The sequence below is a fragment of the Microcoleus sp. AT3-D2 genome (assembly GCF_036705715.1).
Classification (GTDB): domain Bacteria; phylum Cyanobacteriota; class Cyanobacteriia; order Cyanobacteriales; family Microcoleaceae; genus Microcoleus.
Genome location: NZ_JAUBVE010000001.1, coordinates 159549 through 173813, shown reverse-complemented (window position 1 = coordinate 173813; position 14265 = coordinate 159549). Strand labels below are relative to the sequence as shown.

Annotated in this window: 10 protein-coding genes; 1 reads left to right on the top strand and 9 read right to left on the bottom strand. The window is 46.9% G+C overall.

Annotated elements, in window-relative coordinates; translation table 11 throughout:
* The 8 genes from QUB44_RS00660 to QUB44_RS00625 form a co-directional block, all read right to left on the bottom strand.
* The coding region (locus QUB44_RS00660; protein ID WP_333361840.1) for a DUF4347 domain-containing protein at positions 1-1642 on the bottom strand (1642 nt) is incomplete at its 3' end.
* A gap of 638 nt (positions 1643-2280) precedes the next feature.
* Positions 2281-3102: a sulfotransferase gene (locus QUB44_RS00655; RefSeq protein WP_333361837.1), complete on the bottom strand. Its 822-nt coding sequence runs from the start codon at positions 3100-3102 to the stop codon at positions 2281-2283.
* A gap of 433 nt (positions 3103-3535) precedes the next feature.
* Positions 3536-4435 carry an ABC transporter ATP-binding protein gene (locus tag QUB44_RS00650; protein WP_333361834.1) on the bottom strand — a complete coding sequence of 300 codons (900 nt, stop codon included), beginning with the start codon at positions 4433-4435 and terminating at the stop codon, positions 3536-3538.
* 273 nt (positions 4436-4708) lie between these two features.
* Positions 4709-5482, bottom strand: a complete 774-nt coding sequence (locus QUB44_RS00645) for an ABC transporter permease (RefSeq protein ID WP_333361831.1) — start codon at positions 5480-5482, stop codon at positions 4709-4711.
* A gap of 251 nt (positions 5483-5733) precedes the next feature.
* Positions 5734-6798 carry a hypothetical protein gene (locus tag QUB44_RS00640; protein ID WP_333361829.1) on the bottom strand — a complete coding sequence of 355 codons (1065 nt, stop codon included), beginning with the start codon at positions 6796-6798 and terminating at the stop codon, positions 5734-5736.
* 548 nt (positions 6799-7346) lie between these two features.
* Entirely contained in the window at positions 7347-8081 is a 735-nt protein-coding gene (locus tag QUB44_RS00635; RefSeq protein ID WP_333361826.1) for a hypothetical protein, read from the bottom strand.
* 208 nt (positions 8082-8289) lie between these two features.
* Positions 8290-9315 carry an ABC transporter permease gene (locus QUB44_RS00630; protein ID WP_333361823.1) on the bottom strand — a complete coding sequence of 342 codons (1026 nt, stop codon included), beginning with the start codon at positions 9313-9315 and terminating at the stop codon, positions 8290-8292.
* A 284-nt stretch (positions 9316-9599) separates the two neighbouring features.
* Positions 9600-9944, bottom strand: coding sequence for a hypothetical protein (locus QUB44_RS00625; protein ID WP_333361820.1), 345 nt, complete (start codon positions 9942-9944; stop codon positions 9600-9602).
* Positions 9945-10604: 660 nt separating this feature from the next.
* Between QUB44_RS00625 and QUB44_RS00620 the strand changes: the two genes are divergently transcribed.
* Entirely contained in the window at positions 10605-13994 is a 3390-nt protein-coding gene (locus QUB44_RS00620; protein ID WP_333361817.1) for a PAS domain S-box protein, read from the top strand.
* Between the two features lie 20 nt (positions 13995-14014).
* Here the strand turns inward: QUB44_RS00620 and QUB44_RS00615 are convergent.
* Positions 14015-14265, bottom strand: a 251-nt coding sequence (locus QUB44_RS00615) for a hypothetical protein (RefSeq protein WP_333361814.1), incomplete at its 5' end; no start/stop codon positions are given.

Sequence of the window (14265 nt, the reverse complement as noted above, 5' to 3'; positions counted from 1 at the left end):
GAGATGCGGTGGCGGTGACGGTGATGGCGGTGGTTCCGGCTTCGGTGCCTGCGTTACTGCTGACAGAGAGGTTGACGGGGTTGCCTAAAATCGTACCGTAAACATCGTTATTGTCTTGGCTATTGCCGACACCGTTGGCGGGAGTGTTAGCACCTGGAGTGCCAGCTTGGTCGGGGGCGCTGTTGCCGGTGAAGGTGGCTCCAAATGAGGTGACAGTAGGTAGCACAGTGGGCATTCCTTGGGTACTGCCATTAACCGGGTCAGCATTGATGGACTGCATGGCAAATATTGCCCCACCTTTACCTTGACCTGTGTTGCCACCCGTGCCGCCGGTGGCTGAGTTGTTGTTGAAAGTGGCGCTATTCAGGGTTAAAGAGCCTTGGCGGATGAAGATAGCACCGCCTAAACCGGCACCGCCACCGCCGCTGACAGCAGCCCCACTAAATGTTGTGGCATTGCCACCCCCGAAACCGCCAATACCGACGGTAGCATAGCGGCTGCTGCCACCACCACCGCCATAGCCACCCGCGCCCCCATTGCCGGGACCAACGCCGCTCGCGCCGCCACCACCACCAAATCCGCCCGCGCCGCCCGCGCCGCCAGTACCGCCCGCGCTGCCACCGCCGCCGCCGCCGAAGCCTCCCGTACCGCCCCCCGTACCGCCACCCGCACCGCCAGTACCGCCAAAGATGCCCCCCGCACCGCCGTTGCCGCCAGGACCAAACAGAATACCATTGGCACCGCCACCGCCAAAGCCACCGCCACCCCCACCACTGTAGAGGAAAGCGTCAGTGCCACCGTTACCGCCAATTGCCTGATTGCCAGCAAACGCAGTATTATTAAGTGCAACCGTGCCGTTATAAATGAACAAACCGCCACCCATGCCGGCAGCAGCACCACCCGCAGTATCACCAGTTCCGCCATTACCACCTTGGGCACGCCCCCCCGAAATGGTCATGTTGGAGAAACTGACGATTCCCGAATTGACCAAGAAGGGGCGAACATCACCCGCATCATTGGTGCTGTTGTTATTGATATCCCCGCTTACGGTGAAACCGCCACCAATAAAGGCAATATTGCTGTTAATGGGAACATTAGGAGTTCCTGTAAATCGGACATTTGTTTGGATAGTAATGCTGTCATCGCCGGCGGCGGCATTCGCATCTAAAATGGCCTTGCTCAATGTGCCTGCTACAGTGCCGGTGCCATCATCTGTTGCTACCGTGACATCAAAGTTAGCTAGTGTATATTCATAATCTTTCATCGCCTCCTGATTAAACGGCACGGCGGCTTCTATCTCGCCTGTTACTATTTCTAAATCCCAGTCGCCACCTAATGCTTGATTTCCAGTTAAGTCGTTAGATGCGGCGACATCTCCACCTGTGAGTTCACTCAATCGCTTGACAAAATTCTTGCCAGTTTCCCCGGCGGCTAGGTCGCAGCCATATAATAGGATATCGCCATTTTCAGTTAAGGCATTTCCCCACTGTTTTAGCTGGGTGTTGAAATTTTCTATATCATTCCCATTCAGTACATCTGCACCGAGTTTTAAACTGCCTTCGCTACCGTGAGAAAGGATGTGTACAGATTCAATATCTTTTTGATTGGCTAAGGCATTAGTAATTTGTTCGATGCCGCTCAAATTTTCATTTTAAATGAAAATTTGAGCGGCATCGATGTTTTGAATTAGGCTTTGATAATCTTGTACGGAAGAGTCTACGAAAATAATTTGCTTGTTCATGGTTGGTACGTTCATAATTGCTAAAATTCTTGAGATTTATGGTTTACATTCAATTCCGGCAGGGGTTGAAACCCCCGCCTCAAAGCTTAAGTCCTCGCTATGAGGACTGAAGAACTCATTAGTCATATCCAAGCAACGGAGGACACCGCACCGTGCCCGTTTGTGTCTACTTAAGGTCAAACCCAGTCAGAGATTGCTGTTTGATTATTAAATCTAGATCCCCCCTAGCCCCCCTTAAGAAGGGGGGGACCGGAAATGGATCGAAGTCCTCCTTTCTTAAGGGGGGAATCGGAGTCTTCTCAAAGTCCTCCTTTCTTAATGGGGGAATCGGAGTCTTCTCAAAGTCCCCCGACTATCCGGGGCGAACCGGAGTCTTCTCAAAGTCCCCCTTCTTAAGGGGGATTTAGGGGGATCTGGACTCGGATATAAACGAGATTTCTCAAGGGTTTTAGTCTTAAGTTGTCACCAATGGCACGGTGCGGTTTCCCTACCCCGAAACAACGATTCCAAACAGCTCTGCTTAACAAGGGGCGAGAGGTTTATTTGGCTTTCGCGACAATGGCGCTGGCGCGGCTGTTTGCGGCATCTGTCCAAAATGACAAGCCATCAAACCGCTCGAACAAATCGGGGGGTAAAATTGTTTTTCTCGGTTTAAACTCGACTTTGGCACGCACTTGATGCAATCCTTTTGTTTGTAGTCTCTTATCGAATTCTGGTTCGTGATATTGAACATTCTCGAAATCATGCTCGAAAAGTTCTTCGCCCAGAAATTGATAAATTAGCGACATTGTTTTAGTCGGGTTTATGGTTAACAGTTCGTAGTCTACCAGTAGAATAGATGCACTTTGTTCGCTATAAAATGCTTCTTTAAGAGCGTTATAAGCATAACCCACTAAACGCGAACCTTGACTTAATGCTTCGGTGCGGCTGTAGACTGTAGCCCGTTCCGCTGGATTGTTAAATAACCGGGAAACATCAAAGGCGTTGCGCCGAATCAGTATCTCGATGCTGTCCATAATCCAGGCGATATTCCTGACACAGCAAATGACTTTTGCTTCGGGAAAGAGTTCGAGAATTAATGGTAATTTGCTGCACCACAGGCGATTGGTGTCGAAGATAATTTCTTTGTCGGCTTGCGGGTGGTAATAAGCCGAAAAGATGCTGATAATCAGCGCCCGTTTTTGTTCGGGGGAAATGAACGCGGAAAATTCGTTGTCTTCGCTCATGGCTTCCAGCATTCTCTCCACTAATCCCCCCACTGGGCTAGTCATAGCGCTGTGAAACCGGGGATTTTGCCGGAGTAATGCTGCCAGTAAAGTAGATCCCGATCGGGGTAGTCCTGATATGAAGTGGGCTTTCACTGGCCTCGTGGGGGAATGGGTTTGTAGAACATTAGATGCAACTTAAATCTATCATACCACAGACATATCTTTCATAACAGATTTTTATTTAACACTTCGCAACACAACATCCAGGTTTACGATATCTTTACAATCTAGACATCGTGGGTTGGCTTTCCCCTATCTCTATAATTGCTTCGGGCTCCTGCCTCTGTAAAGTCGGAAAAGTCGGATCGTAAAGTCGGAAAAGTCGGATATTTGGCATGAGGACATAATTTAGGCATCCAACAGAGGCTGCGGGTATGAGGGTTTATTTGTTTTAGCGGAATTTTATTGGCTATTTTGCCAGACAGCATTAAGGTTGACGATATCTTTAGAATCTAGACATCGCCTTTGTTAATTACTCTGGAATTTTTACTGCAGATGGTGGCGGATATACGCGGATGGACGCAGATTAGGATACAGTTTGTTTAGTCACTTCGACATAAATATGTTCTAATCGCACCGGATACCGAGCGATTGAATCAATTGAAATTCCATCGAACAGCAAAATAATCTCTTTTAATTCTAAACGTTCCGGCAGCCAAAAAGCCAAATCGCTACCGTAGCGGCGGGGGATGAAACTGTATTGTTTACCGCGGGCGATGACTTCAGCTTCTTCATCGGTTTTTACCACAATAATCTCTTGAGCAGGAATCAGTTTTTGCAACTCCTCCAAACTGCCCTCAGCCACAATACTGCCATTCTTTAAAATCCCAATTCTGTGACACAGCCGCTCAGCTTCATCCAACAAGTGAGTGGTCAGCAAAATTGTAATTCCTTCCGATTGTAAGCGCTGAATTAACTCCCAAATTTCGTAGCGAGCCTCAATATCTAAACCCGTTGTCGGTTCATCTAAAATTACTAATTTAGGCTGGTGAACCAAAGCCACCGCAATATTCAAACGGCGCTGCATTCCTCCGCTCAAAGTTTCCACGGGGCTTGTAGCTCTATCTGTCAAATTAACTGCTTTCAAACAGTGTCTTACTTGATAGCGCCGCTGTTTGCGCTCTAAGCCGTAAATTTGAGCAAAAAAGTTGAGGTTTTCTTCGCAGCTAAGGCTTTTGTAAAGCAAATTTTCTTGGGGCGCTACACCGATTAAGGATTTTGTAGAGTCAGAAACAGGTTCGCCATTAATAGAAACTTGACCGCTGTCGGCATTTAGCAAATTACATAAAATATTGATAGTTGTAGTTTTGCCCGCCCCGTTTGGCCCCAGCAAACCATAAATTTCTCCAGCTTGGATGTGCAGTGTTAAATCTTTAAGCACTGAACGCTCGCCGTAAGACTTATTTAGCTTTTCTATTTGCAGCACTGCTTTAATTCTCCGTATTATTTTATATATTTACGGTTGTTTCTGAACGATTAAACCGCAGAGAGCGCAGAGGGCGCAGAGGAAGAGGAGAGAGAGATGAATAATTACGACATAATGCAATACGGTTCAGATAAGACCGATCCCCCCTAGCCCCCCTTAAAAAGGGGGGGACAAGAAGTTGCTCTTGCGTCCCCCTTCTTAAGGGGGATTTAGGGGGATCTCCGGGAAATTAACAGTGTTAACTGAACCATATTATGACATAATGAGATAGTTTTAAAGTCTTCTTTCTACTCTCAGCATCCTGCGGTAAGAAAGCCATCCACCTGCAATCATGGCAATAGAAAATATGAATAAATACCAGAAGTGTTCGGAAATATCAGCCAAATCTTTGCCGTCAGCCCACACGCCCATCAGCGCTTCGTTCATGTGATAAATTGGATTGTACTGGGCGAGATCCAGCAGACTTTTGGGAAACAGCGAAGTAGGCAAAAATGCGCCTCCTAAAATCAACAAAGGAACGCCGAAAGCCGCTACTAGCGAGTTGACATCTTCAGTGCGCCTCGCAAACTGGGTGCCGAGAATAAAGCCTACACCTACATAAGATACAATACTCAGCAGAATAATCGCACATCCTAACAAAATAGAGCCTTGAAATTGCGCTCCTAAACAAGAGGCGATCGTGTATACTAAAATTACCTGACCGATGCCGATACAACTGTGAGCAAGGAAAATTCCTAAAAAGTAGGAAGTGCCGCTCAGCGGGGAAATAAACAAGCGTTTAAGGGTATGCTGTTCTCGCTCTGCTACTACTGTTGCTACGCTACCACCCAGACAGCTAAAAAATAAAGCCGCTCCTACTAAGCTTGCAGGTGCAGCAACTTCAAAGGCTTTTGCTGTGCTGAGATTAGCGCGTTCTTTTAAAATTAAACCGTTAATTACCAAGATAGAAACTGGAAAAATACTCCACAAGACTAAGCTGCGCCGCCGCCTCCCTAATTCAATTAAAATTCGCTGTGCTACTGCGAGCGTTTCGTACCAGTATTTCATAAGAAATCTATTAGTATTGTGAGAATTGGGAATTGGTGATCACGCCACCGGATATCATACCATAGAGATGCAAATAAGTTTAACTCTCAATAAAAAACCCGCCGACGCGGGTTTTGTGATTTTAGAGGGATAGGTTTTAACACCAGTTAAAAAAAAGAAGGGAACTGTAACAACTTTCAAAACCATATCGAATCAGTTATTCCCAATCGAAAATCGAAAATTGTCTAACTTGTTGCCCTCTCTAACTGATCTCAATTAATAGTAAAGTTTTTACCTCTGTAGCATCCTTGAAAAGAAGTTAAACTGGTGCGGTTTCCCTGTTCCAATTTAGTCACGAGGGAAGAAGTATTGGAACTGTCAGGGTTAGCACCCCAGTTGTAGATAAAGTCGCCGAGATTGTCTCCGGTTTCTTCGTAGCTGTGCTCTTCAATTGGAATTCCCGAAACTCCTGAAACAGTTTGGTTGTGGTATCCGTTAACAATGATTTTTTCGATTACTGCGCCCGGTTCTGCGGTAATGTTCCATTGCACCGGTTCGTAGGCTGAAAGCGCGAGAATTATGGGCTTGTTTCGGCGTTCTACTTTGACTTCGATCCTCTCCGAGGGCTTCGCTAACGCACTTTTAGACAAATCTCGGTTCTTGTGATCCGCATTGGCTTCGTAAACGCCTATTAAATGAAGTTCTTTATTTCCGCTTGACGAACCGATATAAGCTGAAAAATCGTCTGAACCGCCAAGCCCGCAGTTGGCGCCAGAACTAATTGGGGAAACAAAAGCTGCTTTTTCGGCTAGTTTCTGCTGCACCGCCGGCACTACCCACAATCCGGTGCCGATGCCTAAAGCACCTATCAAAGCAGCCGCTATACCGAAAGGAAGGGCATTTGTGAGGTTGCGAACAACTGGTTTGGCTGTTAGTTGAGATAGCGTTTGCTGCCAAGTTTCACCAGTTTGTCGATCGGCATTGCCACCATCGAGACAAGCCAATAAACCTAAACTTTCTGGCTGTTCTAGCAGACTTTGAACTGTTTTCCCTTCGCCGACGTAGAGATTTCTAGTTGCGGTGTCTAAAAGCAGCCAGTAGCGATCGCCCTCGCCGAGGTTGTACTCTTGTACTGCAGGATCGACTAAATCGTGCTGCAAAAACACCAGCCAAGCCATATTATTGCCAGTGCCGACTGTTTTGCCGTCGCTGGAAATAAGTTGGTCGATGTCGGGCTCCCAGCGCCAAGCTACCCAGCGACTATCTCCTCGATAGCCCAGGGATTTTTCTAGTTGCGGATGAGCGGTTATTTCTAAGCGTTGAACTAAGTTTGACACTAGATTTCCTCCTCAAGTGCGTTAGCGAATCCCGCCCCTACGGGGGCTACGCCAACGCAGAGGATCGGGTCTAGAGCAATTTTGTTCCAATTTATTAAAACAAATATTTTGCTCATGAAGAGCCTCCGAATAATCGGGTTAATTTTGTCTTGCTAATGTTATCAGCCGGCACTTTCCCAACCACACAGGCTTAACAAAAATATGCTTGTTGAATGGTTTAGCTTGAGAACTTGGAGCTGGCGAGCACCCGCTTGGTAATAATTTTAACCTGTGCTGATAACTAATCCTGTTACGGATTAAAGCTAGCTATCTATCACTGCTTCTACCTGGTTGTCCAGTTTTAAAAGAGTGCTTGGCTGATAGCGTCTACAAGTTCTTAGCTTAACTTTTATTTGGCTACTCTGCTACAAAATATGCCGATCGCACCTGACATCAATATTAAGCAGGCAAATAAATATTCCGGCTTTCTCGCGGGTGAAATATCCCTGAAAAAGAGAACGTTTCCGAGAAACCCGGTTTCTGTGAAGAAAGTTCTGACACTACACCGATTACTGGCGGGGGCCATCAATCGCATCTCTAGTCGGTGCCACACCTCCAGGGCCAAAGGAACTCGGCGGCACTCTCGGAAGATTGAGATTGGGATTGGGAACTAAATCGCTGTTGCTGTCACCAGCCGTTCCACCCGTGGGAGACGCACTATTATTGGGATTGGTATTCGGCGAAGTTCCCGGATTGAGATTATTCTGATTGGTATTCGGCGAAGTTCCCAGACTGGGATTATTGGGAGTGATATAGGGCGCACTTCCCGGATTGAGATTATTGGGATTGGTACTCGGTGAAGTTCCCGGATTGGCATTGGGAGTAGCTGCGGGCGAAGTTCCCGGATTAGCATTGGGAGTACCTGCGGGCGAAGTCCCCGGAGTGAGATTGTTGGGATTGTTGGGATTTGCCGTGCCTGCAGGAGTAGTTATCGGGGTACCGGCCCCATCGATGGTGATGGCGTTGGGGTTCGGGGGAGGAGGCGGAGGAGTGGCTGCATTGCGGTTATTTGCAGGAGCATTGCCCGCAGCAGTGTTTTGGGGATCTGCGTTGGTGCCGCACAAACTGGCTAAATCAAAAGTTGTGCCGCTTGGAGTTTCGATGAAGCAAATCGGCACATTTACTTGGGGGTTTGAGGCTCTGGGAAAATCGGCTGTTCCCGGCATGGGACGGCTAAAGGCAGCTTCAGCCATCAATGGGGTCAAGGCAGCCGATAGAGCGGCGATTGTTCGCAATAATCTCATCAGCGTTTCCTCAAATGTATAATTTTATTTTCTCCAGTATTGCCCATAAACTGCCAAGTGTCGTCACTCTAAAAGCCGATCGATCTTTTTGAGAACTGCTTCTACAGGGCCACCGCTGGCTAAAACATCTGGCCCAGGCACAAAGGACAGGCAGAAAAAGCCGATAGTGCAACAGTCGCGCATCCGTTGCCCTTCTTCCTTAAGATTTTTAGTACCGAATTCGCGGGTCAACGTAAGCATTCAAAATATCAATTACAATGCTGGCAATTACGACAATTGCTGCAAAAAACACCACAATACCTTGAACAGTTGGATAATCCCGCAAGCTAATCGCTTCGTAAAGGCGATTTGCCAAACCCGGCCAAGAAAAAGTAACCTCTGTTAAAATTGCACCGCCCAACAGTGCAGCAAAAGTCAATCCTAAGACAGTAATCACCGGAATTAGCGCATTTTTCAGAGCGTGAGCCCATAAAATCTGCAATTCGGGAATGCCTCTAGCTCTAGCTGCTTCCACATAATCTGCTTGCAAAGTTTGCTTGAGATTCACTCTGACAATCCGCTCGAAAATGCCGCTCAAAAGAATCCCCAACGTCAAACTCGGAAGAGCCAAATAATGCAAAGATGTGAGAAACTGAGCAGGGTTAGCGCTCAGGAGACTGTCAATAGTGTATAGTCCTGTGTAGCCTTCGGGGGCGGGGAATGTCACGGGAAAGCGAGTTCCCAAGGGAAACCAGCCCAACTGCACTGCGAAAATCAATTGCAAAACCATACCAGCCCAAAAAGCCGGCAGCGAGTAAGTGATAATGCCAAACAAACGGCCTGCAGCATCGAAAATAGTGTTGGGGCGGGATGCTGCCAGGGAACCGATACTGATGCCGACAATTAAAGCTATGGCCATGCTACAAACTGCTAATTCCACTGTAGCGGGGAAATAGTCTCCGATAATTTGCCACACGGTTTGTCCGCGAGTGGTGATTGAGGTTCCCAAGTTCAGACTGAATAAGTCTTTCATGTATTTTAAATATTGCTCCCACAGGGGTGCGTCGAGGCCGAGTTGGGTTCGCATTGCTGCTTTGGCGGCTGCGGGAGCTCGTGAGCCGAGAATGGCATCTATGGGGTCGCCCGGAGTGGCGCGCAACAATAAAAATACTGCTGTGGTGATTGTCCACAACATTAGCGGTGCCAGAAGCAAGCGGAGAAAAATATAAGATTGCAGGGCTTTGGAACGAGACATAATATTTGGGAATTGTGAAGAAATCAGTCATTAGTCATTAGTCATTAGTCATTAGTCATTAGTCATTAGTCATTAGTCATTAGTCATTAGTCATTAGTCATTAGGCAGATGTTCAAGGCAGATGTTCAAGGCAGATGGCAGGTGGATGATGGAGGATGGAAGAAACAGATATTTTATATCTGCGACTTCTGTGTCGCGAATCAGGGGAATTGGGAATGAATAATAGACAGTTGAGTTGATTTTTGCGAAAAAGTCGATCGACTTTTTCGCTATTCCCGATTTTTCTATTCGCCCAGCAGCGATTCAAAGGCGGCTTGCAAAGACTTGATATCGCCTACTCTGGCTACTAACAAGTTTTCGCTGCCGGCATCCCGCAGCCTGTGTCTCCAATACTGGATGCTATCGGAATTGTTCATCCAGAAACTAATCACGGTGTCTACAACTCGATCGACATCCCAGCCGCGGTTAGGAGAAACTGTCTCTACGGATGCCACAAACGCATCGAGAGTACACTTCCAGTTTCCCAAGTATTCTACACCCGACTGCTGCTGTTGTTTCAGCAATTCCTGCTGCTGGTTAAAAAATGTTAAAGTTGGAGATACGCCCAGGATTTCAAATGTATAGTTCATGTCATCCTCCAGAGGTATTGTTTTGCCAAAATGTCGCTCGTCCAAAAAAGCCAAAAACGCTTAACTTTGCTGGCGTTGGTGAAATGCAGATGCTTCAATTATCCTCTTTGTAGTCGATGGCTTACGCCCCGCTACGCTACAGGATTTTGGCGACTTATCTTATTAATAGCAAATTTTTTAACACCCGATTGTCACAGAATTTACATTTGTCCTGGCACTGTAGAAAAAATTAAAATCAAAATTTTATTAACCAGGCATAAGGAAGACAATGCCCACCCGGAGAAAGTGAGCTTATTGTAGATTTAAAAGTGTAGATTAAAAAATTGAATAATTGGCAATGACTGATGAGAATCAGGGTGGAGAGCACGGGCCTAAAGTTGCTTTTTTTACGGGGTGTGGCTTTTTTACCGGGAGTCTGCAGAGCGATCGCCACATTCAGGCAAGTAATGGCATGATTAATATTACAAGTTTTTAGAGTAGCGGTGGAAACCTCAGCCCCGTTTTGAGTGGCAGACCACTCCACTTCACTATGTGTGTACAACGTTGTAACTTATATCGAGGGTTCTTTTAAGCGACAAACGATAGGCAAACCTGGTAGGTGTCAGAATATTGATGTTATTGAAAAGTCTAAGCAGTTGTCTGATGAAAAGCTCCCCCAAGATGTCACTGAGCCTAGTCTTGTTGATACCGCTGGTGGTGCAAATCTCCGTAGCAGTCGGCGTGACTGGATGGCTTTCGTTTCGCAACGGTCAGAAAGCCGTCAATGACCTTGCTACGAGGTTAAGCTTGGAAGTTGCAGCGAGGACGAAAGAAAATTTCCGCAGTTTTGGGGATGTGTCTCATTTATTCCTGCAAATGAATACTGCTGCGATCGCCTCTGGAAACTTAGACCCGGAAGACCTCCCCAACTTAGAGCGCTATTTGTGGAACCAGACCAAGCTGAGCGATCGAAATACAACCATCTACTATGGCGACGAACAGGGCAGATTCGTCTTGCTCAAGCGAGAAGCAGAACACTTAGTATACATCAGAGACGAATCAACCGCTCCAAACCGCCAAATTTATCGCCTAGATAGCCAAGGAAATCGCACTGAGCTAATCAAAACCGTCCCCTACGATCCACGTACTAGACCGTGGTACAAAGCTGCCAAACAGTCAGGAAAAGCCACTTGGTCTCCTATCTACGTTTTCGCAGCACCGCCAGTGCTCGGCATTACGCCGGTGATGCCCATCTACAGCCAAACGGGTAGCCTGCAGGGGGTACTGGCAATTGACCTGACTCTTTCTCAAATCAGCGATTTTCTTAAAAGCATCAAAATTAGCCGGTCAGGACAAGTTTTTGCGATCGAACGCAGCGGGGAAATAGTCGCCAGTTCCACAGACGAATTGCCCTTTGTTACCGGCCAAGACGGACAAAAACGGCTGTTGGCGACACAGAGCAAAAATTTGCTAATTCGATCGTCTTCCACATACTTGCAACAACGATTTGGTAGTTTTAAACAAATTGACAGCCAAGGACAGTTTACCTTCGAGATAGACGGCAAACGTCAATTCATTACCGTTGCTCCCCTGCAAGACGGCCGCGGCCTCGATTGGCTGATTGTAGTCGCAATCCCGGAAGCAGACTTTATGGAGCAAATTAACGCCAACACTCGCACAACTATCTTATTGTGCTTTTTTGCCTTCGTACTGGCGATCGTCCTCGGAATTTTCACATCTCGCTGGGTTGTCAAACCGATTATCCGATTGCTGGAAGCTTCCAAAGCTTTAACAAAAATGTCCGAATCCTCAGACTTTACCTCCTCCGAATTAGACGGCGAAGTCGAAGTCAAAGGCATCAACGAACTCGGCCTCCTAGCTCAGTCTTTCAATCAAATGGCTAGACAATTGCGATCGTCTTTTGTTGCCCTTGAACAAACCAACTCTAGTTTAGAACAGCGAGTAGCAGAGCGGACTGCCGAACTCGAAGCCGCAGAAGCAGAATTGCGGGCTTTGTTTGCAGCTATGAACGAATTAATTATAGTTGTGGACGCCAGCGGTCGCTATTTAAAAATCGCGCCCACAAATCTTTCTCTGCTTTACAAACCAACCGAAGAATTACTTGGCAAAACAGTCGGAGAGGTGTTGCCGCAAGCTACAGCAGACTATTTTCTCAACCACATCCGAGCAGCTTTAGATACTCAGCAAACTGTCAGCATCGAGTACGATTTAACCATTGACGACCGCGAAGTTTGTTTCGCCGCCAGCATTTCACCGCTTTCAGAAGAATCCGTCATTGTGGTAGCCCGCGACATTACCGAACAGAAGCGAGCCGAATCGGCGCGACGCCAAAGGCAAAAACAATTGCTCAAACAAAATACGGTTTTGGTAGAATTGGCAAGAAATAAAGCGCTGTATCGAGGCGATTTGCAAGTAGCTTTGAGGCAAATCACCGAAGTGGCCACTCATACCCTAGATGCAGAAGGAGCCACAGCGTGGTTGTATGACGAAAGCCGATCGAAACTGCAATGTCTCGACCAATTTAGCAGCAGCAACCAGCAGCATTCCCAAGGTGCCGAACTGACAGCAGCAGACTATCCAACTTATTGTAAAGCTTTGGAAGAACACCGGACGATCGCAGCCGATGACGCTCTCTCAGATGTTAGAACTAGAGAATTTGTGGAATCTTACTTTGCACAAATGGGTACTACATCAACCTTAGATGCGCCGGTGCGGCTGGGAGGACAAACAGTCGGAGTCATCTGTATCGAACAAGTGGGAACTGCTCGCAACTGGACATTAGAAGAACAAAATTTTGCTGCTTCCCTGGCAGATTTGGTATCATTGGCGATCGAAGCCAGCGAGCGCGATCGTACACAAAGCGCTTTGCGTCAAGCAGAACAAAAATATCGTAGCATCTTTGAAAATGCCGTCGAAGGCATTTTTCAAAGAACCCCCGAAGGTCGTTTCTTGAGCGTAAATCCAGCTTTAGCCCGCATCTATGGCTACGCCACTCCTGAAGAATTGACATCAAATCTCACAAACATCAGACAGCAAGCTTACGTCAATCCTCAGCAGGGCGACAAGTTTATACGGGTGATGCAAGAATTCGGAGAAGTTTCGGGGTTTGAGTCACAAGTTTACCGTGTTGATGGCAGCGTAATTTGGATTTCCGAAAGCGCCCGTGCAGTGTGCGACGCCGACGGCAAGGTACTCTACTATGAAGGCAGCGTCGAGGATATTAGCGATCGAAAAGTCTTTGAATCCGCCTTGCAACTCGCCCTAGAAGCCGCCGAAGCCGCTTCCACCGCAAAAAGCGCATTTTTGGCAAACATGAGCCACGAACTGCGAACACCTCTGAATGCCATCATCGGCTACAGCGAAATGCTCCAAGAAGAAACCGCAGAATTGGGTTACGATGAACTCACCCCAGATTTAGACAAAATTCGCACTTCCGGCAGACACTTGCTATCGCTAATTAACGACATTCTCGACATTTCTAAAATCGAAGCCGGTCGCATGGATCTTTACTTAGAAACCTTCGACATCGCCGCCTTGATTGAAGAAGTAGCATCTACTGCCGCGCCGCTAATTGAGAAAAACGGTAACACTCTAAACTTAGACCAAATTAGCAATATCGGCACTATGCACGGTGACATTACCAAAGTGCAGCAGATTTTATTGAATTTGCTGAGCAATGCCGCCAAATTCACTCAAAACGGTACAATTACCCTCACAGCCAGCCGCGAAAAAATTTCGGGCGACAGCAGCGAAGCGAGACCAGAAAACACTTCTGAACCTGTGGCAAGTTATCAATCTTCAATTGCTAGTAAAGAATTTTTAGTTATTAATTGTACAGATACAGGAATTGGGATGACTCCCGACCAGTTGCAGCACATTTTCCAACCCTTTACCCAAGCAGACGCTTCCACCACCCGCAAGTACGGCGGCACCGGTTTGGGACTGGCAATCAGCCAGCGTTTTTGCCTCATGATGGGCGGCAATATTTCAGTAAAAAGTCAGGAGGGTGTTGGTTCTACTTTTACCATTTGCTTACCTGTTAATCCTTAACTAATCTTGGTATTTTTGAGCTATCCTTGTATTACCAAATCTCGTAGGGGCGGGTTCACCAACAATCTTTGGTTCACATCCAAAATATTAATAAACCCGCCCCCACCAAACCAATTAACCCTGATTGCGGAACAATTTTTTGAGTATCTGCGATGGGTGGGGGCGGGTTTTTTAGTTCTGGGAATTGATGATGTAAATATTAATAAACCCGCCCCCACCAAACCAATTAACCCTGATTGCGGAACAATTTTTTGAGTATCTGCGATGGGTG

Excerpts from the sequence above, each read along its gene's own strand:
- QUB44_RS00645 (WP_333361831.1), bottom strand. The coding sequence starts at position 5,482 with ATGAAATACTGGTACGAAACGCTCGCAGTAGCACAGCGAATTTTAATT.
- QUB44_RS00635 (WP_333361826.1), bottom strand. The coding sequence starts at position 8,081 with ATGAGATTATTGCGAACAATCGCCGCTCTATCGGCTGCCTTGACCCCA.
- QUB44_RS00630 (WP_333361823.1), bottom strand. The coding sequence starts at position 9,315 with ATGTCTCGTTCCAAAGCCCTGCAATCTTATATTTTTCTCCGCTTGCTT.
- QUB44_RS00625 (WP_333361820.1), bottom strand. The coding sequence starts at position 9,944 with ATGAACTATACATTTGAAATCCTGGGCGTATCTCCAACTTTAACATTT.
- QUB44_RS00620 (WP_333361817.1), top strand. The coding sequence starts at position 10,605 with ATGTCACTGAGCCTAGTCTTGTTGATACCGCTGGTGGTGCAAATCTCC.